The organism is Chitinophaga hostae, assembly GCF_018224885.1.
Classification (GTDB): Bacteria; Bacteroidota; Bacteroidia; order Chitinophagales; family Chitinophagaceae; genus Chitinophaga; species Chitinophaga hostae.
Genome location: NZ_JAGTXB010000008.1, coordinates 29516 through 55752 on the forward strand (window position 1 = coordinate 29516; position 26237 = coordinate 55752).

Consider the following 26237-nt stretch of genomic DNA (forward strand, 5'->3'; position numbering starts at 1 on the left):
AGTATCATATGAAGGTTTTCAAGTTTGGTGGCGCAAGTTTAGAAAGTGTTGAACGTATCCGGCAGGTGGCGCAGATAGTGCAATCATTCCCGGAAGAAAAACTCCTCATTGTTATTTCAGCCATGGCAAAAACGACCAACGAGCTGGAAAAAGTAGCAGAGAGCTTTTTTCTCCGGAAACGTGAAATTGCCGCACAATTACTTTTTAACATTGAGCAGCAGCACCTCAATGTAGCCGAGGCATTGCTGGGCACCCGTGAACATCCGCTGTTTACACAGCTGCAGCAGTTCTTCACAGAAGCAGAATGGACCCTGGGTGAAAAGCCGATGCGCACCTACGACTATTATTACGATCAGCTGGTAAGCCTGGGTGAATTACTCAGCACCGCTATTGTAAGCGCATTCTTTAACAGTGTAGGCATCCACAATACCTGGCTGGATGTAAGGGATGTATTCCGGACAGACGACAACTTCCGCGATGCCAATATTGACTGGGTTTATACCCAGCGGCAGGTAACGGAAAAAGTAGTACCGCTTTTTGATAAAGCCAACCTCGTGATCACACAGGGCTTTATTGGCAGCACCGACCAGAACGAAAGCGTAACATTGGGCAGGGAGGGCAGTGACTACTCCGCCGCCGTTTTCGCGAATATGCTGGATGCCGAAAGCCAAACCATCTGGAAAGACGTGGAAGGCTTAAAGAACGCGGATCCCAAACTGTTCCCCAATACAGTGAATATACCAGAGATCAGTTATGGAGAAGTGATTGAAATGGCCTACTATGGCGCCCAGGTAATACACCCCAAAACCATCAAACCGCTGCAGAACAAACAGATCCCGCTGCTGGTAAAATGCTTCCTGGATAAAAATCTGCCCGGCACCGTGATCAGGGAAACCTCAGATGTAAAACAACTACCCCCGATCATCGTTCTGAAAAAGAACCAGGTATTACTGAATATCACCTCCAAGGACTATTCTTTTATTACGGAAGACAAGATCAGCGACATTTATGAGATCTTCCACGGTCTGAAGGTGAAAATCAACCTGATGCAGAATGGCGCCATCAATTTTTCCTGCTGTATTGATAATAACCCGGAAAAGATAGAACTCCTGATCAAGACCCTGCACCAGCAATTCAAGATCGTGTATAATGAGGGGCTGGAGCTGCTAACAGTGCGTTATTATCATAACGGCTTGCTGGAAGAACTGAGCGACGGCCATACTATCCTTTTAGAACAAAGATCACCCGCTACCGTACAGCGTCTTTGGAAAAAATAAATTTATCCAGTAAAAATATTTCCCCCCTCTGTGCAACTTTTTTTGTACCCGTTCGTCTTTAGTAAAAATGAGGTATGAAAAAAGTTGCTATCGTTTTATGTCTGAGTACCCTGGTAATGCTGATGCTGGTATTAGGAGGGAAAATGGCAGGCCGTGGCCACCTTTCGGCCAATAACCCGGACGAACTGCCTATATATCTGATTACCCTCGGTAATTTCCGGGAAACCCCTGTTACTCCCAGTACCCAGTCGTATACTGTAACTGAAACGCAAACGGTTCCCCTTGAAACGATAAGAGAGGCGGTTAACATCGCGCTTAAATACTACCAGGATAACTATAGCAGTAGTCATTAAGACCCAAAGATTTATTGGTTTATAGCTTTTGAGAAAAATACAACGGAAACGATAGTATGAAAACGATCATCGTCGCCCTGGGAATGCTTATTGGTTGCAGCTTCACCGCATTTGCACAACAACCCAACTCCACAGGAAAAATTACACTGACAATTACAGACAATGCAGGCAAACCCCTGCCCTTTACCACTGTAATGCTGAAGAAGGTAAAAGACTCTGCCCTCGTGAAGGGAGAAATGACCATTGAAAATGGTTCCTGCGCTTTTGAAAAAATTGCCAACGGACACTATTTCATACAGGCCTCCCAAATGGGGTATACCACTTCCTACAGCACCGCATTCCAGGTAGATGCTGCCCACAAAACCATCGCGCTGGGCAATATGCAGTTACCCCCCCTGGGCAAAAACCTGCAGGCAGTAAATGTAACTGCACAAAAGCCATTTATAGAAAGTTCCGCCGGTAAAACGGTGATGAATATAGAAAATAGTGTAAGCGCAGCCGGTAATACCGCACTGGATCTACTCCGCAGAGCGCCGGGTGTGCAGGTAGACAATAACGAAAACGTTACCCTGAAAGGTCAGAGCGTAACCGTGATGATAGATGGCAAACTGACTTATTTAAGCGGCGAACAGCTGACCAATCTCCTGAAAACCACTCCGGGAGAAAGTATTGCGTCGATAGAAATACTGACCAGTCCTTCCGCCAAATATGATGCATCCGGCAATGGCGGTATCATCAACATAAAAACCAAAAAGGGAAAACTGACGGGCATAAACGGTAATATAAATGCTACCCTTACCCAGGCCAAATATGGCCGCTATGGCATCTCCGGTAATGTCAACTGGCGCACACAGAAATTTAACCTGTTTGGTAATTTCGACCAGGGCGACTACCCCCGGATGGTAACACGCGATTATAAAAGATCAGTTAAAGAAGGCGATGGCAGCACTACTTTTATGCAGCAAGGCGTATTTCAGCGCAACCGCTTCAAAAACAACTACCTGAAAGTAGGCCTGGATTACTTTGTCAACGACAAACATACCATCGGCGTGCTGGCCAATGGCTTCAAAAATGCCTTCAGTAACCAGATCTACAGCAATACCAACCTGGGCCGGCCTGCTATGCCTCCGGATTCTACCGTGAATTCGCTTACTGTTAATGACAACAAGTTTGATAACATCGCGGTGAACCTTAACTACAAAGGCGTGCTGGATACTGCCGGCGGACGGGAAATCAGTTTTGATGCCGACTATGCCCAGTTTAACAACCACCGCTTTATGCAACTGAATGACAGTTTGTATGATGCGCATACGAAAATAAACCGCAATCCAAACAGTATCCGCACTACAGGCGGAACACAGGTGATCATAAAAAGTTTGAAAACAGACCTGAGCTGGCCACTTGGTAAAGAAAGCAAGCTGGAAGCCGGCGCCAAAGTGAGTTTTGTCACCACCACCAACGCATTGCAGTTCGATTCCCTGTACCATGGCGTTTACCTGCCTTCCCCTTCGCTGAGCGACCGGTTTAATTACCAGGAAGATGTGTATGCCGCCTACGCTACCTACAGGCAACAAATTGCCAAAACGAACCTTCAGCTGGGCTTAAGGGTGGAAAACACCGCGTCTACCGGCCACTCTTTCACAACCGATAATTATGTAAAACGTAATTACACCGACTTCTTCCCGAATGTTACGGTAGAACAAAAACTGAATGATAAAAATAAGCTGAGCCTGGCCATGTCGCGCAGGATAGAAAGACCCCAGTACGGCCAGCTGAATCCTTTTATGTTTTATCTCGACAAATACACCTATTTCCGGGGTAATCCATATCTGAGGCCACAATACAGTAACATAGCGGAATTGGCCTATACCTTAAAAGATAAGTATATCGCCACCCTGCGTTACAGCCGGATAAAGGACATGATGGAAGAATTTATAACGCAGGACGACAGCACCAAAGCATCCATCAGCACAGAACGTAACTATGATAAAACGGATATCTACAGCCTGTTGTTAACATTGCCTGTACAGGTGACCAAATGGTGGAGCAGTGATAACAATGTGGATCTTTCCTATAACAAATACCGCTTTGAGGATCCCAAAACCAACGAGCCTTTCAGCCGTTACAACTTCAACTATTATATCAACAGCACCAATACCATTACCCTTCCGCATGATATGAAACTGGAAGTAATGGGCTATTACAATTCCCCGTTTGTGTTCGGTATTTTCAGGGGTTACAGTCAGTATAACCTGAACCTGGGTATACAGAAAATGTTCCTGAATAAAAATGCTACGGTGAAGCTGAGTTATAACAATATTCTGCGCAACGAGAGCTATCGTGGCGCCGCAGAATTTGCCAATCTGAATATGAGTATTTTTAATACCTGGCAGTTCCGGACCGTTAACCTTTCCTTCAGCTACAAATTCGGTAACGCAAGCATTAAAGCTGCCAGGGAACGCAAAACCGGCACCAGCGACGAACAGAACAGGGCAGGCTGATCTCAGACCAGGATACGCATCATTTGTTGGATCAGCTGCATCATAGCAGTAGGATACACACCCAGCCCAATTAAAAGAATGGTTAAAATAACCAGGGTGATATTACCGGCTATGGGCAATGCCGGCACCACCGTTGTTTGTTCCCCATTGGCCGGTACTGCAAACATTACCGCTACCAGGCGTATATAATAATACAGTCCTATCACACTGTTGATCACCAGCATAAACAACAGGAACCACTGATGCCCGTTGACTCCGGCCATTACTACATAAAATTTACCGATAAAGCCCGCCGTGAGCGGTATTCCTGCCAGCGATAGCAACATGGCCGTAAACACCGTTGCCACCCAGGGATAGCGCCAGAACAGCCCTTTATAATCCGCAATAGTTTCCGCATCCTGCAGGCTACTGGACATCACGATCACCACACCAAAGGCGCCAATGCTGGTGATAAAATAAGCCACCAGGTAAAAGGCCAGTGCTTCCAGCCCGGTTTGGACACCTGACAGAAACGCTACCAGTATATAACCCATATGCGCGATCGACGAATAAGCCAGGATACGTTTTATGTTTTGCTGGGTCAATGCCAGCCAGTTGCCCGCGAACATGGAGGCCACCGCAATAATAGCGACCATCCACCATAACATCGGATAGTCGTTACCGTGAATATCCTGGTAAAAACGGATCAGCAATACCAGTATGGCTCCTTTGGAAATAGTGGCAATAAACGCCGCTACAGGCAGGGGCGCTCCCTCATAGATATCCGGCGCCCACATATGAAAAGGCACAATACCCAGTTTAAAACCCACTCCTATCAGCATCAAACCAAAACCCGCCATAACACTCACCGGTAAATAGCCGGCCTGCCGCAAAGCAGCGCCGATACCGGGAAAATCCATATGCCCGGTAAAAGCATATACCAGCGCCATTCCAAATAATAAAAAAGCAGAAGATAAAGCGGCCAGCATCAGGTATTTGATCCCGGCTTCATCCGAACGCTCACGGGCACGCAGGTACGCAATTAAGCCGTATAAACTGATACTCAGTATTTCAAGCCCGAGGAACAGTGCCATAAAATGACGGCTCACCACCAGCACCAAAGCTCCGATGGTAGCCAGTATCAGCAGGATATAATATTCTTCCTTCCGTTCTTCCCTTTCTTCAAAATAGTTAAAGGAAAGTAGCAGGATAATAAATCCTGCTACCAGGATTAAACCGGTGTTAAAAAGGGAAAATTCGTCTATCACCAGCAGCGGCGGGTAAGTATGCGGAATATATTTTATAGCAGGTATAACCGCCATCATTGCCATGATAAAAGCAATGAGCGTACAACTGTATATGATACGGTGATTACGCCAGGCGGCTACCATCAACATGGTGGCTACTCCCGCAGCGCTGAGGGTAATCAACGGGCCAAGACTTAAAAAATCAACGAACGACATAGTCAATATTTTGTTGGGAAGTGTTGAGTACCGGTTGCGGATGAAAGCCAAGCCAGCAAATAACAATAACCAGGGCTATTATAATAACCAGTTCCCGCCCGCTCAGGTCCGGCATATTATATTGCCGGTCGCAGGGACCGAAAAAAACTTTCTGCATAATACGCAGGGAGTAAGCAGTTGCCACAACCAAACCAATAGTAGCCAGCACCGTCAGCAGGTGATTTGCCTGCCAGCTGCCCAGTAATACCAGGAACTCCGCCACAAAATTGCCCAGCCCCGGTAACCCCAATGAGGCCATTACAAAGATCATCGCCGCGCTGCCCATCATAGGCAAACGCAGCCAGAGGCCGCCCATTTGACGGATATTCCGGGTATGGATACGCTCGTACAGCGCTCCCGCGATAATAAACAATGCGCCGGTACTGATACCATGCGTGATCATCTGCATCACTACTCCCTGGTAGGCAATTTCATTAAAAGCAAAAGCCCCCAGTAGTACAAATCCCATATGGCTTACACTGGTGTACGCAATGAGTCTTTTGAAATCTGTTTGCGCATACGCCAGCATGCCACCGTAGAGGATACCGATCACCCCAAGCAGCATCGCTACGGGCGCAATATCGGCTGCAGCTGCAGGAAACAGCGGCAATACAAAACGAAGAATACCATATGCACCGGTTTTCAGCAACAACCCCGCCAGTACCACGCTGCCCGCCGTAGGCGCCTCTGTATGGGCATCCGGCAGCCACGTATGAAAAGGTACCGCCGGCAGTTTCACCAGGAAGGCAACCAGGAACCCCAGCATCAGCCAGCGCGCCATTGCAGGATCCATCGGGGTATTCAGCAGATCAAAGTAATCAAACGTATATACATTTGTGTTAGCAGCATGTACAAAGTAAAGTCCCAGGATGGCCAGCAGCATCAATAAACCTCCTGCCTGCGTAAACAGGAAAAACTTGTTGGCCGCATATTCCCGGTGCTCATGCCCCCAGATACCAATCAGGAAATACATCGGTATGAGCATCATCTCCCAGAAAAAATAAAAGAGAAAAAGATCCATCGTCAGGAAAACACCGGTTATACCACAAAGCACAAACAGCAGGTTGAAATGAAAGAAGCCTACCCGGCTATTGATTTCTTTCCAGGAAATTAATACCGACAAAGCTCCCAGGAAAAAAGTAAGTGCGAGCATCAGCATGCTCAACCCATCCATGGCCAGATGCAGACTGATACCAAAATGCGGCACCCAGTCAACCCGGTACTGATACCACCAGCGGCCTGTTCCTGCAGGATGATTCACCCATACACCGGTAACAATACCCAGGTTCAGCAGCAGGCTGCAAAGGGCTATCCAACGGCTTCCGGCATGACTTTTCACGCCCACTATCCAGGATAGCAACGCGGCAAAGAAAAGGATCAGTATAAGCACCAGCAGGATCATATCATTTCGTTTATACGTTTATGTTATATGTATATTCGCCAGATGAGTACCGACAAGATGGCTACTGCACCTAAAACTACTCCCAGTATATACCAGCGCAGCAAACCGCTTTGCGTACGTGCGAGTACGTTATGACACCATTGCATAAGCGCCGCCAGGCTGGTATATAGTTTGTCTATCAGATCCTTCTTATTCATGCGTGACAGGTATACAAAGGGATATACCAACAAAATGTTATATAATTTATCGAAGTCCCAGCCACGGCTCCAGAAGCCTCTCAGCCAGAGCAGGGCCGGCATTTCCAGGAAGTCGGACATACCCTTGGGGCGCCATACTACCCAGGCATAAGCCACCCCGATTCCACTCAATGCCAGCACAGCAGACAGCGCCTGCGAGGTCCATTCCATTGCCACGCTGTCATGCAGCACAGATACCGCCGGCAGTACCGGCAGCAACCAATTACTGAATAACGTTACATGGCCCAGGGTATGCGGCAGCTCTATAAACCCGGCTATGGTAGATAATAGCGCCAGGATATATAGAGGGATCATCATGCTGTTGCCGGGCCGGTGATGTACATGTGTTTTGAGGTCGCCATAAAATACCAGGAAAAACAGCCGGAAGGTATACATACCTGTAAGCAGTGCGCCCAGCAGGGCTGCCAGCCAGAAAGCAGTATGACCACCGGCAGCGGATAACGATAACCAGATGATCTGGTCCTTGCTGTAAAAACCGGCCGTTACAAATGGAATAGCCGCCAGGGAAGCACAACCGACCAGGAATACCCAGTATATGCCTTTCAATTGTTTTTTCAGCCCCCCCATTTTAAACAGATCCTGCTCATGATGCAACGCCACAATAACGGCGCCGGCGGCCATGAACAGCAGGGCTTTAAAAAAAGCATGTGTTACAAAATGAAATACCGCTGCCGACCAGGCGCCACAGCCCAGTGCGAGAAACATATAACCGATCTGGCTCACCGTGGAATAGGCCAGTACCCGCTTGATATCCGTTTGCACCAACGCGCTGAAACCAGCCAGCACCAGGGTAATTGCGCCGATTACAGCCGTTGTGATCTGCGCATCGGGCGCCAGTTCAAATAAGGTATGTGTGCGCGCAATAAGGTATACACCCGCAGTTACCATGGTGGCAGCATGGATAAGCGCACTCACGGGAGTAGGTCCGGCCATGGCATCCGGCAACCATGTTTGTAAAGGCAGTTGCGCCGATTTGCCCACCGCACCGCCGAGCAACAGTAAGGCAATCCACGTGATCACCGGATCACCTTTGGACCATATATGCGTGCTGCTTTGCAGTATTTCCGGGATGCGCAGGGTTCCTGTAAATTGAAATAGCATAAACAGGGCGATAGCCATAGCGGTGTCGCCTACACGTGTTACAATAAATGCCTTCCGGGCGGCATAATTATTGGCAGGATCTTTATACCAGAAGCCGATAAGCAGGTAGCTGCATAAGCCCACTCCTTCCCAGCCAAAGTACAACAGCAGCAGGTTATCGGCCATAACCAAAGTAAGCATGGCGCCCACAAATAAGTTCATACAGGCGAAGAAACGGGCATAGTCCGGCTCTTCGTGCATATAGCCTGAAGCATATACATGTATGAGAAAACCGACGATCGTAATCACCCCTACAAACACCACCGACAAAGCATCCATCCGCAAATCAAAACCTGTTTTAAAGCCACCGGCTTCCACCCAGTTACCGGCGTGCTGCACAATGGCCTGCTCTCCGCCGGCCGCAAATTGTATGGCGATCAGCACAGCAACAAAGGCCGACAAGCCAATGCTGCCACATCCGATTACGGTAACGGCTATACGGCTCAGACGCTTCCATCCCAGCATAAGCAGGAGGGCACTTACAAAAGGAATGAGCGGTATCAGTGCAGGGAACATGGTGATAAATTTTTATCCGTTCATTTTTGCGGCTTCGTCACTATCCAATGTTTTAAGCTGATGATATAACTGTAGTATCAGTGCCAGTCCTACTGAAACTTCTGCTGCTGCCATCGCCAGTATGAAGATGAACATCACTTGTCCATCGGCCGTACCCCAATGAGAAGAGGCCACCACAAAGGCCAATCCTGCAGCATTAAGCATTACCTCTACCGACAACAGCATAAAAATAATGTCGCGGCGTACCAGGATACTGATTAGTCCCAATACAAACAAAACGCCGGCGAGCAGCATGCCCGCTGTAGTAGGATGCACATTCATAGTTCATTATTTTCAAGGAACCTGTGTAATGTTTTTTCTTTCTGGCGCCCCAAATGATACGCCCCCACAATACCCGCCATCAGCAGCATGCCAGCGAGTTCCACTGCCAGGATGTAGGGACCGAATAACGCCATTCCCACGGCTCTGGGGTCTACAATTTTAACTTCCGCAGCGGGTTGGTGATTTTGTAAAACAAGAAATACCAGTTCTCCCAACAGGATGATGCAGAGCAGGGATGGGAAGATCCAGATACGCGGCTTCAGCCACAGCTTTTCCTGTTCTGCCGACTCTTTACCCAGATTGAGCATCATTACAAAAAAGATGAGCAATACCATAATGGCGCCGGCATATACTATTACTTCCAGCGCCGCCATAAAGGGCGCGCCGTAGAGATACAACACCACGGCCACGGCCAGCAGCGACACCACCAGGTACAAGAGTGCATGCATGATGTTATACCGCGTGATTACCATAATCGTGGCCAATACAGCGATGGCAGCAGCAATATAAAATGCGGGGCCTATCATGGTATTAAGCTTTTCACATCTACCGGAGGTTCTTCCTGATGGGCGTCACCCTTATCTTTACCACGTATAGCCATGCCCGCTATATTGTAATAGTTATAACCGGGATACTTTCCTTCACTGTCGATCAGCAGGTCTTTCTTTTCATATACCAGGTTCTGACGGTTGTATTCCGCCATTTCATAATCAGGTAACAGCTGTATGGCATAAGTAGGACACGCTTCTTCACAGAAACCACAAAAAATGCAACGGGAGAAATTGATGCGGAAGAATTCCGGGTATCTTCTGCCCGAATCATCTTCTGTTGCCTGCAGGGAAATACAGTCTACCGGGCAGGCAGCGGCGCACAGGTAACAGCCCACGCAACGCTCACCTCCATCCGGATCACGGGTCAGGGCAATACGGCCACGCCAGCGGGCGGGCAACGGCGCCTTCTGCTCCGGGTACTGAAAGGTTTCCCGCTTATGAAACATATGCAGGAATATCAGCCACATACTTCTTACCAGACTAAGCATTATTTTGAGTTTTAAGTATTTAACCAAAGTTTGATCGCAGCCGTTACCATCAGGTTCAAAATCGATAACGGGAACAATACCTTCCATCCATACTCCATCAGCTGGTCATATCTTGGTCGCGGCATAGAAGCCCTGAACAGGATGAATAACATGATGAAGGCAAACGTTTTTATAACAAACCATAGTACCGGCGGCAGAAAAGCGGGTCCCAGCCAGCCTCCGAAATAAAGGGTGACCAGCATGCCGGAAATCAGGGTAATACCCAGGTATTCACCAATAAAGAACATACCGAATTTCATCCCCGAGTACTCGGAGTGAAATCCTGCTACCAGCTCACTTTCGGCTTCGGGGATATCAAAAGGCAAACGATGTGTTTCCGCCACGCCGGCTACCAGGAAAATGAGAAAACCTATAAATTGTGGTACGATAAACCAAACCGTCTTCTGTGCTTCCACTATTTCACGGAGATTGAACGAACCGCTTAACACCACTACCCCCATCAACGCCAGGCCCATAAATACTTCGTAGCTGATCATCTGTGAAGCCCCGCGCATAGCACCCAGCAGCGCATACTTGTTATTGGATGCCCAGCCGCCCAATACCACGCTGTATACGCCCAGCGACGACATAGCCAGGAAAAACAACAAGCCTATATTCAGATCCGCCACAATGATCTGCGGCGCGAAAGGCATTACCACAAAGCTCATGAGTACACTGAGCATGACCACTGCAGGCGCAAATACAAACACTACTTTGTCGGCAAATGGCGGGATCCAGTCTTCCTTAAAAAAGAGTTTAATCGTATCTGCCAGCACCACCAGCAACCCGAAAGGCCCGGCCCTGTTGGGACCGTAGCGGTCCTGCCACAGTGCCAGCATACGACGCTCCACCCAGATAAGGCCTGCTGCCGTATTCAACAGTGCAAACAGCACTCCCCCTATTATCCACCAGAAGTTTGTCATAACCTTATACTTTTATCAGTTGCGGGGCTTCCGCAATCTGTACGCCTGGCAGGCCTACAGGTATGCCTGCTGCACCCTGCTGTAATGTATTATTGATAATCACCGGTAACGTATAGTGGTGACCGTTATCCATAAAATGCAGCCGGTGACCATTGGCTACCTGCAGTCTTTTGGCATCTTCCCCGTGCAGCATAATATAGGGTGCAGGAATACGTTCCGCTATCCCGGGCGTGTGCACGCTCAATTCTTCCGATCCATAAATATGATAAAGCGGTACCAGCAGCAAATGTTCTGTCAGCGGCAGATAGGGTTCCGGCACCTCCGTGTAAAACGGCGTTTGACCGTTAGGGTGAGGTTCGATTAACCGTTTACCACCATCTCCATCGTGCAGCGGACCACCAGTTTCTGTCTGGAACTTATTCACCGATTGTACCGAATTCCACCCCGGCGCCCAGAAGAAGGGGATCATGGAAGAAGGTGGTTCTCCGCGGTATCCTTCCATCGTAAAGGACAGCGCCGTATCCGGATCTTCCGGGGGTTTGGGTTCGCTAACCTGGATATTGGCCTGCATGGCGGTGCGGCCGCTATAACGATGCGGTTCTCTTGGTACTTTCTGACCGGCAATGCGGAACCCGGCGCCCGGCGTCAGGGTATCAATACCATGAAACACCGGACAGGTAACAGCGATATGGCTTACTACCTCATCGAGGTGTTTAAGGGAAGACAATGTCGCATGCCCATTGGCAGCAGCTATCTGCAGCAGCCAGCGCCAGCTTTCCTGTACCGCCGTATTGGACGAAAATACCTGGAAGAAGCGTTGGGCGCGGCCTTCATTGTTGACCAGCGTACCGTCAGATTCCGCGAAGGTACCCGCCGGCAATATAATCGTTGCCTTTTCAGCCGTAGGATTATACAGGTGGTCCAGCAGGATCACATCCTGGACCTTGTCAAAAAAGTGTTCAGCCCTATGTTGGTTCAGGCGGCGATAAAGATCATTTTCCAGGATGATCACTGTATCTGCTTCGTTGTTCAAAGCACGGTCTACCGCCGATTCCAGGCGATGGCCGCCCAGCATTTCCAGTCCCATGCTGTTGCATTCGGGTACAGTAAAAGCGAGCATGGCATCTATGCCCAGGTCGTGCAGCGCCCAGGCAACATTGGCGGCGGACTTAATCACTGCTTCACTGCCGCTGCCGTATCCGGCAATGATCAGCGGGTTTTTCGCATGCTTTAATGCTTCCGCTATTTCAGCAGCAATGGCTTTGCCCTGTTCGGACATACCGGTTACTTCCGGCATTTTATCACTCAACAGGTGGCTAACGCCAAAGCCTATACGCGCAATATTGTCCGGTGCAGTATGCCAGGCGCCTTTGGCCAGTTCGTCCAGTTTTGTTTGCTGAACGTTCAGTATATAAAGCGGTCCTTTGTTTTCCTGCACGGCCTCCCGTATCGCAGCGTCCTGCCAGGCGGGCACATGTACAGTATTGATGACTTCTTCCACCGGGATACGGCGAACTGCCTGCCGTACCGACAAGGCCAGCATAGGCGCCGTATTGGTCAGGTCTTCCCCGAGGATCAGCACCACATCTGCAGCGGCAGCTTCCTGCAGGGAGGCAGCCCGCACGGGTCCCTGTTGTAATACTTTCAGGGCAAGTGATACGAGGTCGTGATCGCCGGCAGAAACCCCCAGGTAAAAATTTTCTTCTCCCACCAATTCTTTTAATACCGCATTCGATTCCAGGGAGGCCCTCGGAGAACCGATACCGATTGTTTTTCCCGGCTTCATACGGCGATGGATATGTTGCAGCACCGGTATGCCATTAGACAGTTCGCTGGGTCCATGGTATACCATCGGCGTTTTTATACGTTGCGGGCTGTTAACAAATTCATAGCCGTAACGGCCGCGGTCACAAAGGAAGTAGCCGTTTACCGCACTGTTAAAACGGTTGGTGATCTGTCTTAACGCACCATATCTTTCACCTGCAATAATATTACATCCCAGGCCGCAGCCCTGACAAACGGAGGCGGCGGAAGTAAGATCCCATTTGCGGGTATAATGTTGTTTGAGGGTTTTATCGGTGAATACGCCTGTGGGACACACTTCTGCCAGGTTACCACTGAATTCGCTTTCCAGGACTCCTTCCTGCTGGCGGCCAAAGTATACGTGGTTATGTGCGGCGAATACATCGAGGTCTTTGCCTCCGGCGAAGTCTTTATAAAAACGCACACAACGGTAACATTGTATGCATCGGTTCATTTCATGGTTAAGGAAGGGGCCCAGGTATTGGTTGTTGTAAGTTCTTTTGGTGAAATGATAATCGCGGTAGGAATGCCCTGTCATCACTGTCATATCCTGGAGGTGACAGGCGCCTCCTTCATCGCATACGGCGCAGTCGTGCGGGTGGTTGGTCATCAGCCAGCCGATCACCTGCTCGCGGAATTTTTTTGCATCGCTATCCTCAATGGATACACGTTGCTGATCTTTCACGGGTTCCATACACGACATGATGATCCGCCCTTTTTTATCGTCCTCATCTTTAAACACCTTAACAGCGCATTGTCTGCAGGCACCTACCGCACCCAGGGCGGGGTGCCAGCAAAAGTAAGGAAGGTTTAAACCCAGCGACAGGCAAGCTTCCAGCAGGTTCTTTCCTTCTTTTACTTCGTAGGTTTTATTATCGATGTTAATGATGGGCATATGGACATTTTTTTTCTTTGATATGTTGTTCAAAGTCTTCCCGGAAATATTTCAGTGCGCTTTGCAGCGGTTCCATGGCGCCGGGCGCCAGTGCGCAAAAAGTATTACCGGGGCCAAGCAGTTTTGTATGCATTTCCAATTGTTCCAGATCCGCATAGGTTCCGTGTCCCTGTTCCAAAGCATATAATATTTTTTCTGTCCAGGGCAATCCTTCGCGGCAGGGCGTGCAAAAGCCGCACGATTCCTGGGCAAAGAAATGTTCCAGGTTATGTACAAAACCAACCGGGCAGGTTTGGTCGTCTAATACTACCATAGTGCCGGTACCCAGGCGGCTTCCTGCGGCCGCTACTCCTGCGAAATCCATTTTCACATCCAGGTGGGCATCGGTTAAGAAGTCTGTGGAAGCGCCACCGGGCAGGGCACCACGAAAGCGAAATCCCGCTTTCATGCCACCGGCGTGTTCCTCCAGCAATTCCCGCATCGTAACTCCCATAGGTAGTTCCCAGGCACCGGGCTTGTTGACCTTTCCGCTTACGCCGTATATTTTCGTACCCCCGTCGGCGGTATAGCTCAGGGATTTGAACCAATCGCCTCCGTTGTTCATAATATGCGGTATGTAAGACAAAGTTTCCACGTTATTCACAATAGTGGGTTTGCCGAATAAGCCGCTTACCTGCGGAAAGGGAGGTTTGGCGCGGGGTACGGCGCGTTTTCCTTCCAGTGAGTTGAGCAGGGCGGTTTCTTCGCCACACATATATCTTCCTACGCCGGTATGCAATTGCATTTCGAGGCTGTAATTTTTTCCGAGTATATTTTTGCCGAGATAGCCGGCTGCATAAGCATCTGCGATGGCGCGGGTCATGATGCGTGCCGCATCTTTATAGGCCCAGCGCATAAATACAAAAGCCTGTGTGGCCTGTATGGCGTAGGCCGAAATAATCATTCCCTCCAGCAGCTGGTGGGGATTTCCTTCCAGGAGCCACCTGTCTTTAAACGTGCCGGGTTCCATTTCGTCGGCATTGGCCACCAGGTACCGGGGGCCGGTGACGTTTGCGGGTACAAAGCTCCATTTCATACCGGTACTGAAGCCGGCGCCTCCCCTCCCTTTCAGGTTCGCGTCTTTTACTTTCGCGGTTACTTCTGCGGGAGTAAGTTCCTGCAATACTTTACGCAGTGCGGCGTATCCGCCCACCGCTTCGTACTCTTTCAGGTGAAGAGCGACGCCGGAAGCGGGAATATGTTGTGTGAGCGGACGTTCCATTTTTATAAATATTGATCCAGTATTTGTGAAAGTTCACCTGGTTTAAGGTCCCTGTACAAGTCATTATCTATCATCAGTGCCGGTGCATGGTCGCAGGTACCGAGGCAGGCGTTGGGCAGCAGGGTAAAGCGTTCATCAGCGGTTGTCTGACCATACTTTATCTGCAACAGCTCCATCAGTTGCTGTTTTATCTCCGTATAGCCCATCACGTAGCAGCTGATGCTATCGCAGAGGAGGATAACGTGGCGGCCTACCGGTTGCCTGAAAATCAGGTTATAGAAGGTAGCTATGCTGTCTACTTCCGCGGTGCTCATCTCCAGTATAGAGGCGATGTCTGCCACGCTTTCATCAGATATCCAGCGCCGTTGCTGCTGTACAATTTTCAGCGCTTCTATGCAGGCGGCCTTTTTTACGGGTACCTGCTGCAACTCGTGTGTGATCTGTTCTATTTCAATAGCAGAAAGCATATGTTGTTATATTATCTGTCAATATCTGCAAGTACATAATCCATTCCTCCGAGTATAGAAAGCAGATCGGCCACTGTATATCCGCGGCTGATCAGCGGTATCATCTGCATATGGGGAAACGAGGGCGTTCGTACTCTTGTGCGGTAAGAGGCGGTATTGCCATCGCTGACCAGGTAATAGCTGTTCCATCCTTTGGTGGCTTCCGTCACCACCATGGCTTCACCGGCGGGTATTACAGGGCCCCAGCTTACGTTGAGGAAATGGTGGATAAGGGTTTCGATGTCCTGCATGGTACGCGCTTTCACCGGAGGGGTAGCCAGCGGGTGGTGCGACTTGTAATCGCCGGACGGCATGTTGCTCACGCATTGTTCGATAATGCGGAGACTTTGTCGCATTTCTTCCACCCGTACTACCGCGCGGTCGTAACAATCACCGTTGTGTGCGACCGGGATCTCGAAAGCAAAATTTCCGTAACCTCCATAGGGCCTTTTCTTGCGCATATCCCACTCCAGGCCGCAGGCGCGGAGTCCGGGGCCGGTGACGCCCCAGTCAATAGCTTCTTCCAGGGTATAGATACCGATACCTTTGGTACGTGCTTTAAACAGGTAATTTTTCATTACCATGTTATCATATTCTTTCAGTTGTTTCGGGAAATAGCTGATAAAATTTTTCACGAGCGTTTCCCAGCCATTGGGCAGGTCCTGGGCTACGCCCCCGATACGGAACCAGTTGGGGTGCATACGACCACCACAGATGGCTTCAATGATTTCGAGTACGCGCTCACGGTCGGTGAACATATAGAACACGGGCGATAATTGCCCGAGGTCCTGGGCAAAAGTGCCGTACCATACCAGGTGGCTGGCAATACGGAACAGTTCGCAGAGCATAATCCTGATCACCTGGGCGCGGAGGGGTACATCAATGCCTCCCAGCTCTTCTACCGACAGCAGGTAGGACAGGTTATTATTCACGCCACCGAGGTAATCAATACGGTCGGTATAGGGAATATAGGTATGCCATGACTGGCGTTCGCCCATTTTTTCGGCGCCGCGATGGTGAAAACCGATATCAGGCACAGCATCAACAATGTCTTCACCATTCAGTTGCAGTATAATGCGTAATACGCCATGGGTACCGGGGTGTTGGGGACCAATGTTGAGGAACATAAAGTCAGCATCTTCGCTATGGCGTTTTAAGCCCCATTCTTCGGGTTTAAACCGCAGGGCCTCCTGCTCCCTATCCTGCTTCTCATTATAGAGCCTAAACGGTCCCATTTCGGTGGCCCGTGCCGGATGCTCCTTACGGAGCGGATGCCCTTCCCAGGTGTAGGGCATCAGGATGCGTTTTAACAGGGGATGGCCATTAAAGCGGATGCCAAACATATCATAAACTTCGCGTTCGTACCAGTTCGCCGCAGCCCAGATGGAGGTGATACTGTCCAGCGTCGGGTATTCGCCGTGGAGACCGGCCTTAATGCGCAGGAATTCGTTTCTGCCGAAGGAAAAAAGTGTATAAACAACAGTAAAATCGTAGGGTTTATGACCGTTTTGCTGCCGTTTATACGCACGCTCATCGATGGCCGTGAGGTCATAGAGCATGCGATAGGGCATTTGTATTTCAGATTTAAGGTATTGTAATACGGTCACAATATGCTCCTGTGGCGCCCAGAAGGTGGGCGTCCCATCCCGCGTAGCCTGAGGCTTAAAGGTGATATCACCAAAACGGGCGCTTAATTCCGTTGCAATGGGTTCGGGCATGAGTATTGTTTAGCTGTTGGCTTTTAGCTGTTAGCTGTTAATTATGTTGTGTTACAGCTGTTAGCTGTTAGCCGTTAGTTGTTAAATATGTTATGTTATAGCTGTTAGCCATTAGCTGTTAGCTGTTAGCTGTTAATTATGTTGTGTTACAGCTGTTAGCTGTTAGTTGTTAGTTGTTAGTTGTTAGTTGTTAAATATGTTATGTTATAGCTGTTGGCTAATAGCTAATGGCTAAAAGCTAAAAGCTGTTTAAATTTCATCCGGTGTTTTAAACTGTGTCATTTGCTGTCGTTTTTCGCGGAGCACGTCTTTCATGGAAATTTTTTCCGGTTTCACTACACCCTGTTCGCCGATCACCCAGCTGAGGGGGCGCTTTTCCTTGCCTACGCTGTCGCGGAGCATAACGAGGCCTTGCATAAATGCATCGGGGCGTGGAGGACAACCGGGCACATATACATCTACCGGTAAAAATTTATCTACTCCCTGTACAACGCTGTATATATCATACATACCACCGGAATTGGCGCAGGAACCCATAGATATCACCCAACGGGGTTCCATCATCTGTTCATACAGGCGTTGTATAACCGGCGCCATTTTGATAAATACCGTACCGGCGATGATCATGACATCCGCTTCACGGGGAGTACCCCTGATCACTTCTGCGCCGAAGCGGGCCACGTCATACTTGGGGGTCATCGCGGTTGCCATCTCCACAAAACAACAGGAAAGGCCGAAATGGAAGGGCCAGAGTGAGTTTTTCCGTCCCCATGCAAGCAAACTTTCCACAGAAGTAAGCATAACGCTTTGCTGTATCACTTCTTCCATAGAAGTATTGCCGGAAACTTTGCCCGTTACATCATTTGCATTGGTCAGCCACCATTTCATAAATAAGTTGATTTACTTTATGCGTGAATCATAAAATCAACATGCTGGTGTTACATAAGTGCCTGTGGTGCTGGAGTCTTAATGTCCGTATAACCGTTAACGTTAGCGGATTTTTTCTTCCGCATTTTCCTATATGCACGTAAAATCTTTTTCCCATCGGGCCCGAAGTCCAATGCGCCATTACGCCATTCGTAGATAAGTACAGCCAATAATATGAAGATAAAAACAGAAACGCCGAGAAAGCCTGCCCAGCCTACTTCTTTGTAGGCAATTGCCCAGGAAATGATTAATACTGTTTCAATGTCGAAGATGACAAACAGCATAGCTACCAGGTAAAACTGAGAAGGGAATCTAAGTCGGGCGGAGCCGGTGGAGATAATACCGGATTCATAAGCCTCGCCTGTTGCGCGGTCTTTATGGCGTTGGCCCAGTACATAGGAAAGTCCAAGTATGATACCGATCAGTATCACAACAATAGCACCATATGCGAGAAATGGCCAGATAGGGGTGATGTCAGAAACAGCGCTTTTCAAAGTGTTCGCCCTCCGAGCGATTTACTTGTAAAGTCCGTCATGCCAGTCTTAAGGAAAAATCAGTAGCCTGCTTTCCAATCTACTGTAACAATGCTATTATGAAATTATATGTCTGTAAACCGCCAGTTCAAGAGGGAGACCGGATATTTGCCCGGTTTCATAACGTTCATCCGCTGCATTACGGTAAAGACTATATGAAATTGAAGTTACAAAATTTACAATTAATCTGCAAAACTGATTCTACTGCGAAAATCAGGTATGCGTGCCCGTGATATAACATTCCAAACTGGTAATAATATAACGCTGGTCGTCGATAATAAATTTCACGACGTCACCGATAGATATTAAACCGATCAGCCTGGCTTGACCATCAATTACCGGCAGGTGACGAATCCTTTTATCGGTCATCAGCGCCATACAATCTTCTATGGAATCATCTTCAGTAACAGTGATAGGCCGCTCTGTCATAATTTCGCGGATCAGGGTTTCTTTGGATGCACGTCCTTTCAGGATAACACGACGGGCATAATCACGTTCTGAGAAAATTCCGAGGAAATGATCATTACTGTCTACTACAGTTAAGGCCCCTACGTTACGATCAACCAACATCTGCAGGGCTTCGAAAACAGTGTTGTCAGGATTTATGGAGTATACTGCATGACCCTTAGCCTGCAGGATATTACGTACCTTTCCCATGGCAAGCCTTTTTTAAGAAGTAAATAAATGAAAAACCACCATTCCTAAGTTACCAATTTTCGCTGTTAAAATCAAGGCAGTAAAAAATAAATGTTTGTGTAAATAGTACGCAAAGCTTTTAGCTTCTAGCTTTTAATGCAGCGGAGATTGTCTTGCCCAGGATTTCAATGATTTTGATGATTTACAGGATTTTACTTTTATAGATTTTATTTTTGATTAAAAGATTAGCGGATACAAAAGCGGAGACTCGCTTCTGTCTCCGCTAATCTTTTAAAATCATGGGAGAAATCCTGTAAATCATCAAAATCATTGAAATCCTGGGCAAGACAATCTCCGCTGCATTTATAACTCGCTGGCGCCTGAAACCGTTGCCGCGGCTTCCTGGTGCAAATCAAATACTACGATTTCATTCGCGCCTTTTTTCAGCCATGGAGCAGGACAATACAGTCTTTTCTGCGGTCCTATTTCCCAGTAACGACCCAGGTTATGACCATTTACCCAAACAATCCCTTTTTTATAAGCAGACATATCAAGATACGTGTCGCCGGTTTTATCGAGGTTGAAAGTCCCTTTAAAGAATTGCCCGGGTTTGGTAGCATTATTTGAAGATGCGGTCAGCTCCTGCACGGACTTTTCTGTCATCGGCAATCCATATACCTCCCAGTTCATCAACGTCATACCGTTCAGGACCACACGATCCGTGATGCCTTTGCGATCGATAAGCGCATCTGCAAAATTGATGCGGCCCATCCCTTCTACCAGTATTTCCAATACGGGATTTTTCACATCACTTACAGGAATGTCGATTGTTTTTTCACCCAGCCTGCGATCCAGTTTCCCGACATACTTACCATTCACGAATATAGTGGCATAATCGTGCAGATCTTTGATCGTGAGCTTACCGCTTTTATGTCCGATCAACGTGGTTTTATACAACATAAAACCATAATCCTGCCCATAGGCCTCAAATGGTTTTGGCTGCGGAGAATGGGTAGCAGCAGGCAAATGATCCCATATGGAAGTAAATGGCGTGAGATTAAATGCCGGGATGGTAATAGTTGGGATAGCTGCCGGGATAGCCGGTAATTTTTTACCCTTCGGGAGATAAGAACCGATCAGCTGACGCAATGCCTGGTACTTGGGGGTAGCGCTTCCCTGTTCGTTAATGGGAGCATCGTAGTCGTAGCTGGTTACATCAGGCTCATAACCGCCCTTACCGCCTGAGTTTGCACCGGCGGTATAACCGAAATTAGTACCACCATGAATCACATACAGGTTAAAAGAGCGCTTGGTATCCATCAGGAATTTCACTTCCCTGGAAATGCCATCAACGCCAGGACGCTGCCATTGCTCGCCCCAATGCGTTAACCAACCCGGATACGATTCGCTGCTGAACGCAGGTACGTTGGGATTCTGCTTTTTAGCAGCGGCGAAATCTGCTTCAGAACCACCGGAATCGAGCCCGATGGCTGCTCCTTCTACCCCACCCGCTTCCAGCATGTAGGCGGTAGCGCCATCAGCGGTATAGAATGGAATGTTGATACCATTCTTCACCCACATCTCTTTCAACGTATTTAAATATTCCTTGTCGTTACCATAACTGCCATATTCATTTTCAATCTGCATCATGATCACCGGGCCGCCATTCGTTACCAGCAAAGGTTTTACTTCGGCTGCAAGGTGTTCCACATAGCTGTTCACCGCCTGGATGTAACGCGGATCCATGCAACGCACCTTGATGTCGGGGGTTTGCAACAGGTAAGGCGGTAAGCCGCCAAACTCCCATTCCGCGCATACATAGGGTCCCGGACGTAACAACACCCACATGCCTTCCTGCTGCGCTATTTTGATAAACTCAGCGATGTTGTGATTACCGGTGTTGAAATCAAACTGTCCTTTTACCGGCTCATGATAGTTCCAGAAAACATATGCTGCAATGGTGTTACAGCCCATTGCTTTCGCCATCTGGATACGGTGCCGCCAGTATTCATGCGGAATACGGGCCGGGTGCATTTCGCCGCTGATCATCTGGAATGGTTTACCATCCAGCATAAAATCAGTTGTACTCAATGCAAAGGAATGTTTGTTTTGTGCCTGCACCGCGGCTCCCATCCAACAGGATAAAGCCAGCATGCCGCCTAGGATTACTTTCTTCATTGTTCTAATAAGTTGCAGATAAGCGTACAAAATACGCTATTTTTTTGAAAGCGGAAAGCTATCAACGCAGGAAATTGTCTTGCCCAGGATTAATAGTGATTATGATGATTTTCAGGATTTTTTCTTTTTTCAATTTTAAAAGATTCGGGAAGATCTAAGCGAATTTATCCGCTTTAGATCTTCCCGAATCTTTTAAAATCAAATTATAATCACAAGAAAAAAATCCTGAAAATCATCATAATCACTATTAATCCCGGGCAAGACAATTTCCCGCTAAATATTCCCTTTTTTGCGTTCACTCACTGCGTGATCACATGCACGGGCGGTGAGCGCCATATAGGTGATAGAAGGATTTACACAGGAAGAAGAAGTCATGCAGGCGCCATCAGTGACAAATACATTTTTAGCGGCATGTACCTGGTTAAAATCGTTCAGCACCGATGTTTTGGGATCCCTTCCCATACGGGCGGTTCCCATTTCGTGGATACAATGTCCGGGAGGAGGCGCACTATCATACCCACCCACATTTTTCAGACCTGCAGCTTCCAGCATTTCTATAGCGCTGGCCTGCATATCCTTGCGCATCGCCATTTCATTTTCTTTAAACTCACAGTCTATATCCAGTGTTGGCAATCCGTATTTGTCTTTCTTGTTTTTATTCATCGTTACCTTATTCTCAAAATAAGGCAGGTGTTCACCCCAGGAACCAACTCCCATGCTCCATTTACCGGGTTCTGTCTGGGCTTCTTTCAGCGTTATTCCAATACCTTCCATGCTCGTACCTCTGCCTCTGCCGGCGCCGCCCTGGTAACCAAACCCTCTTACATAATCCTTTTGCCTGGTGCTGTCGTTGATATTCCGGAAACGGGGAATATAGATGCCATTCGGCCTGCGGCCGCTGTTGTAGTACTGGTCTTCAAAACCTTCATATTCGCCACCGGCGCCTACGCCATAATGGTGGTCCATCAGGTTATGCCCCAGTTGCCCGCTATCGTTTCCAAAACCATTCGGGAAACGGTCGGATACTGAATTCAGCATGAGCCAGCTGGTACCCAGGGTAGAAGCATTCAGGAAAATGATATCTGCATAATATTCCACTGTTTGCAGTGTATGAGAATCCATCACCCTTACTCCTGTTGCTTTGCTTTTATCCTTATCATACAATACTTCCAGTACAATGGAATCCGGGCGCAGCGTCATATTGCCGGTAGCTGCGGCGGCGGGCAACGTAACGCCGTTGCTGCTGAAGTAACCGGTAAACGGACATCCGCGTGCGCACAGGTTACGATACTGACACGGACCGCGGTCTTTTAATCCTTTGGTCAGATGGGCCGCACGACCAATAGTTATTATACGGTCATTGTACTTCTCCTTAATGCGGGCAGCCACGTGTTTTTCGAGACAGTTCATTTCCATTGGCGGAAGAAAAACGCCATCCGGTAATTGCGGTAAGCCTTCGGCTTGTCCGCTTACCCCGATGTATTTTTCTACATATTCATACCAGGGAGCAATGTCTTTATAACGGATAGGCCAGTCTACTCCGTGGCCATCTTTTGCGTTAGCTTCAAAATCGAGATCGCTCCAGCGGTAAACCTGCCGGCCCCACATGAGGGAGCGACCACCTACATGGTAACCACGCAGCCAGTTGAAGGGTTTGATTTCATTATAGGGGTTCTCGTTATCATCTACCCAGTACTGTTGTGTGGCCTCATCAAAGGCGTAGCAGCGGCTCTGGATAGGATGTTTTTCCCTCATTTCGCTGGTAGTATTGAGATGGTGGGCGAACTCCCAGGGCGCTTTCATAGCGGTGGTATAATCCTTAATGTGTTCCACATTGCGGCCCCTTTCCAGTACCAGCGTTTTCAGGCCTTTTTCACTCAGTTCCTTTGCAGCCCAGCCACCGCTGATGCCGGAACCTACTACGATGGCATCGTAGGTGTTTTCTTTTACAGCCTTTATATTAAGATTCATGTCGTCGTGCGTTAAAAGCGCGTAGCGGCCAGGACCTAGCTTTCTGTGAAGCTGCAATCCTGACCGCTAAGTACTGTTATAAAAATCAGATATTACCTTTCTTCAGTTCTTTAACTGCGTAGTCCACCGCACGGGCTGTCATAGCCATGTAGGTGAGGGAAGGGTTTACGCAGGAAGCGGAGGCCATGAAAGATCCATCAGTTACGAATACATTCTTCACAGCATGCATTTGGTTGAAGCCGTTGAGTATGGATGTTTTCGGATCGCGGCCCATACGTGCAGTACCCATTTCATGAATGGCCATACCGGGGTAAGAACCGTTGTCGTACGTTTTCACATTCTTCATACCTGCTGCTTCCAGCATTTCGGCGGCATCATTCATCATGTCCACGCGCATTTTCTTTTCATTCTCTTTAAATTCGGCGTCGAACTTCAACACTGGCTGTCCCCATGCGTCTTTCACAGACGAGTCGAGGGTTACCTGGTTGGCTTCATACGGCAAGCATTCGCCAAAGCCGCCCAAACCGACACTCCATTGGCCCGGTTCAGTGAGCATTTCTTTAAAATCTTTACCCACGCCCATTTCAGCGATACCGCGGCTCCATCCTGAGCGGCTGGCGCCACCCTGGTAACCAAATCCACGGATATAATCACGTTTATCGGTACCAATGTTACGATAGCGTGGTACATAGATACCGTTGGCCCGGCGGCCGAAATAGTATTTATCTTCATATCCTTCTGCGGTGCCGGAAGCGCCGGTACGGAAGTGGTGGTCCATCAGGTATTTACCCAGCACGCCGCTATCGTTACCCAATCCGTTCGGGAAGCGGGAAGACACGGAGTTCAGCATTACAAAGGTAGAGCCCAATGTTGAACCGTTGATGAAGATGATTTTTGCGTAATATTCTACTGTTTGTTTGGTATGTTTATCGATCACCTTTACACCGGTGGCTTTACCCAGCTTCTCATCATAGATCACGGAGTTCACGATGGAATCGGGACGCAGCGTAAGGTTACCGGTGGCTACTGCTGCAGGCAGCGTTGATGATTGCGTGCTGAAGTAGGCGCCAAACGGACATCCGCGGCTGCAAAGATTGCGGTACTGGCATTTTTCACGACCCGGGAGCGGCTGGGTGATATTGGCCACACGCCCCATTGTGATGATACGGCCTTTGAATTTGTCTTCCACACTTTTCTTTACATCTTTTTCCACACAGTTCATTTCCATAGCAGGCATAAACTGGCCATCGGGCAGTTGTGGCAACCCTTCCCTGGTACCGCTGATACCTGCAAATTTCTCTACATAGTCGTACCAGGGGGCAATATCTTTATAACGGATAGGCCAGTCTACCGCGATGCCATCCTTCAGGTTGGCTTCAAAGTCGATATCGCTGAGACGATAGGACTGACGGCCCCACATGATAGACTTACCACCTACGATATCCGGGCGATACCAGTCAAAGCGTTTTACTTCATTATACGGACTTTCGGAATCGTTGATCCAATATTTTTCGTTGTGCTCACTATAGGGATAGTCGCGGCTCAGTTTAGGGTGCGTTTCTCGCTGATCCACGGTGATGCGGCCGCGGTGTTTGAACTCCCAGGGATCTTTGGTAGCCGTTTCATAATCCTTCACATGCTCCAGTGGTTTTCCGCGGTCCAGCATGAGCACTTTTAATCCTTTTTCGGTGAGTTCTTTTGCGGCCCAGCCACCACTAACGCCAGAGCCAATAACGATGGCATCATAGGTGTTCTGTTCCTGTGCTTTTATATTCAGGTTCATATCATATTATGTTTGAAACGTAAAAAAAAGCTGAAAGCATAAAGCTAAAAGCATAAGGTGCAGCGCTTAAACGGCCCAGGCTTTTTCACCTTTGGTATAAGGTATACAACCTTCGTATTTACCAGGAACCGGCACATAGCGAAGGGCTTTGGTGGCGCCCGGTTCGGAGGTGAAATAACCCAGGAGGGTCAGTTCTTTCAGGTATTGGAAATAGTGGGTAGGATCTCCTTCCTTTTTATCTTTACGTTTATTATAGTCAACGCGTTCCTGCTCAATTTTGGTGAGCAGTTCTGTCCGTTGTTCCGGCGTGATCTCGACGAAGCCTTTTTTGAATTGTTTGTTACTGGCTTCTTCTATCTTCGAAAGTCCATCCAGGAATACCTGCTGATCTTCTTTCTTGTAGCAATCGTTCATCATTACAAGCATGAATTCCTCTACTTTGGCATCTTTAGCACCAGGCGTACTGGTTTTGGGTATGATGGTTTCCGCTATCTCAGCCAGTAATGCCTTGGTTTCCGGCTTTTGCAAATCATAATTTTTCGGAGCGGAGCCTGTGCAGCTTTCTAAGGCTGATAACGTGGAAGCGGAAATGGCGGTGCCTAACAAAATCGCCACATTCCTGATTGCGTCTCTTCTGTGCATAATTAGTAAATTGATTTGACCTTCGAACAAGTTGAAAAAAAAATTGCTAAAAACCAAATAAAACTATGATTAATCTGATGAATATGATTTTCCTGATGGGTAAAAAGAGATATTTACCAAAAACAAAGAACCCGT

21 protein-coding genes are annotated in these 26237 nt (G+C 48.3%); 3 read left to right on the plus strand and 18 right to left on the minus strand.

Annotation, left to right across the window (positions count from 1 at the left end):
* Nucleotides 1–8 precede the first annotated feature (8 nt).
* The 3 genes from KE626_RS17340 (at nt 9) to KE626_RS17350 (ending at nt 4131) form a co-directional block, all read left to right on the plus strand.
* Complete coding sequence (locus KE626_RS17340) at nt 9–1277, plus strand: aspartate kinase (protein WP_211974191.1); 1269 nt, start codon at nt 9–11, stop codon at nt 1275–1277.
* 74 nt (nt 1278–1351) lie between these two features.
* Complete coding sequence (locus tag KE626_RS17345) at nt 1352–1630, plus strand: hypothetical protein (RefSeq protein ID WP_211974192.1); 279 nt, start codon at nt 1352–1354, stop codon at nt 1628–1630.
* Between the two features lie 56 nt (nt 1631–1686).
* Nucleotides 1687–4131, plus strand: a complete 2445-nt coding sequence (locus KE626_RS17350; RefSeq protein ID WP_211974193.1) for an outer membrane beta-barrel family protein — start codon at nt 1687–1689, stop codon at nt 4129–4131.
* A 2-nt stretch (nt 4132–4133) separates the two neighbouring features.
* On the opposite strand, the gene KE626_RS17355 is transcribed toward KE626_RS17350, so the two are convergent.
* The 18 genes from KE626_RS17355 to KE626_RS17440 form a co-directional block, all read right to left on the minus strand.
* Nucleotides 4134–5573: an NADH-quinone oxidoreductase subunit N gene (locus tag KE626_RS17355; RefSeq protein WP_211974194.1), complete on the minus strand. Its 1440-nt coding sequence runs from the start codon at nt 5571–5573 to the stop codon at nt 4134–4136.
* A complete protein-coding gene (gene nuoM, locus KE626_RS17360) occupies nt 5560–7014 on the minus strand; it encodes an NADH-quinone oxidoreductase subunit M (RefSeq protein WP_211974195.1) in 1455 nt (484 codons plus the stop codon). Before nuoM ends, KE626_RS17355 begins: the two co-directional genes overlap by 14 nt.
* A 23-nt stretch (nt 7015–7037) precedes the next feature.
* Nucleotides 7038–8927, minus strand: a complete 1890-nt coding sequence (gene nuoL, locus KE626_RS17365; RefSeq protein ID WP_211974196.1) for an NADH-quinone oxidoreductase subunit L — start codon at nt 8925–8927, stop codon at nt 7038–7040.
* 12 nt (nt 8928–8939) lie between these two features.
* On the minus strand, nt 8940–9248 hold the full coding sequence (gene nuoK, locus KE626_RS17370) for an NADH-quinone oxidoreductase subunit NuoK (RefSeq protein WP_133810298.1): 309 nt from the start codon (nt 9246–9248) through the stop codon (nt 8940–8942).
* Nucleotides 9245–9775, minus strand: a complete 531-nt coding sequence (gene nuoJ / locus KE626_RS17375) for an NADH-quinone oxidoreductase subunit J (RefSeq protein WP_249207531.1) — start codon at nt 9773–9775, stop codon at nt 9245–9247. Before nuoJ ends, nuoK begins: the two co-directional genes overlap by 4 nt.
* Nucleotides 9772–10287, minus strand: coding sequence for an NADH-quinone oxidoreductase subunit NuoI (gene nuoI, locus KE626_RS17380; RefSeq protein ID WP_211974197.1), 516 nt, complete (start codon nt 10285–10287; stop codon nt 9772–9774). Before nuoI ends, nuoJ begins: the two co-directional genes overlap by 4 nt.
* Nucleotides 10288–10298: 11 nt before the next feature.
* Nucleotides 10299–11249: an NADH-quinone oxidoreductase subunit NuoH gene (gene nuoH / locus KE626_RS17385; protein ID WP_211974198.1), complete on the minus strand. Its 951-nt coding sequence runs from the start codon at nt 11247–11249 to the stop codon at nt 10299–10301.
* A 4-nt stretch (nt 11250–11253) separates the two neighbouring features.
* Nucleotides 11254–13947: an NADH-quinone oxidoreductase subunit NuoG gene (gene nuoG / locus KE626_RS17390; protein ID WP_211974199.1), complete on the minus strand. Its 2694-nt coding sequence runs from the start codon at nt 13945–13947 to the stop codon at nt 11254–11256.
* Nucleotides 13934–15208 carry an NADH-quinone oxidoreductase subunit NuoF gene (gene nuoF / locus KE626_RS17395; RefSeq protein WP_211974200.1) on the minus strand — a complete coding sequence of 425 codons (1275 nt, stop codon included), beginning with the start codon at nt 15206–15208 and terminating at the stop codon, nt 13934–13936. The genes nuoG and nuoF overlap by 14 nt, the downstream gene beginning before the upstream one ends.
* Before the next feature lie 2 nt (nt 15209–15210).
* A complete protein-coding gene (nuoE, locus tag KE626_RS17400; protein WP_211974201.1) occupies nt 15211–15675 on the minus strand; it encodes an NADH-quinone oxidoreductase subunit NuoE in 465 nt (154 codons plus the stop codon).
* 11 nt (nt 15676–15686) lie between these two features.
* Nucleotides 15687–17432, minus strand: a complete 1746-nt coding sequence (gene nuoC / locus KE626_RS17405; protein WP_211974202.1) for an NADH-quinone oxidoreductase subunit C/D — start codon at nt 17430–17432, stop codon at nt 15687–15689.
* A 249-nt stretch (nt 17433–17681) separates the two neighbouring features.
* Nucleotides 17682–18320: an NADH-quinone oxidoreductase subunit B gene (locus tag KE626_RS17410; protein ID WP_211974203.1), complete on the minus strand. Its 639-nt coding sequence runs from the start codon at nt 18318–18320 to the stop codon at nt 17682–17684.
* A gap of 50 nt (nt 18321–18370) precedes the next feature.
* Entirely contained in the window at nt 18371–18853 is a 483-nt protein-coding gene (locus tag KE626_RS17415; RefSeq protein ID WP_211974204.1) for an NADH-quinone oxidoreductase subunit A, read from the minus strand.
* A 252-nt stretch (nt 18854–19105) separates the two neighbouring features.
* Nucleotides 19106–19549, minus strand: coding sequence for a CBS domain-containing protein (locus KE626_RS17420; protein WP_211974205.1), 444 nt, complete (start codon nt 19547–19549; stop codon nt 19106–19108).
* A gap of 342 nt (nt 19550–19891) precedes the next feature.
* Nucleotides 19892–21706: a glycoside hydrolase family 35 protein gene (locus KE626_RS17425; protein WP_249207532.1), complete on the minus strand. Its 1815-nt coding sequence runs from the start codon at nt 21704–21706 to the stop codon at nt 19892–19894.
* A 273-nt stretch (nt 21707–21979) separates the two neighbouring features.
* Nucleotides 21980–23677, minus strand: a complete 1698-nt coding sequence (locus tag KE626_RS17430; RefSeq protein ID WP_211974206.1) for a GMC oxidoreductase — start codon at nt 23675–23677, stop codon at nt 21980–21982.
* 85 nt (nt 23678–23762) lie between these two features.
* Nucleotides 23763–25460, minus strand: a complete 1698-nt coding sequence (locus KE626_RS17435) for a GMC oxidoreductase (RefSeq protein WP_211974207.1) — start codon at nt 25458–25460, stop codon at nt 23763–23765.
* 66 nt (nt 25461–25526) lie between these two features.
* Nucleotides 25527–26102 carry a gluconate 2-dehydrogenase subunit 3 family protein gene (locus KE626_RS17440; protein ID WP_211974208.1) on the minus strand — a complete coding sequence of 192 codons (576 nt, stop codon included), beginning with the start codon at nt 26100–26102 and terminating at the stop codon, nt 25527–25529.
* Nucleotides 26103–26237: the final 135 nt, after the last annotated feature.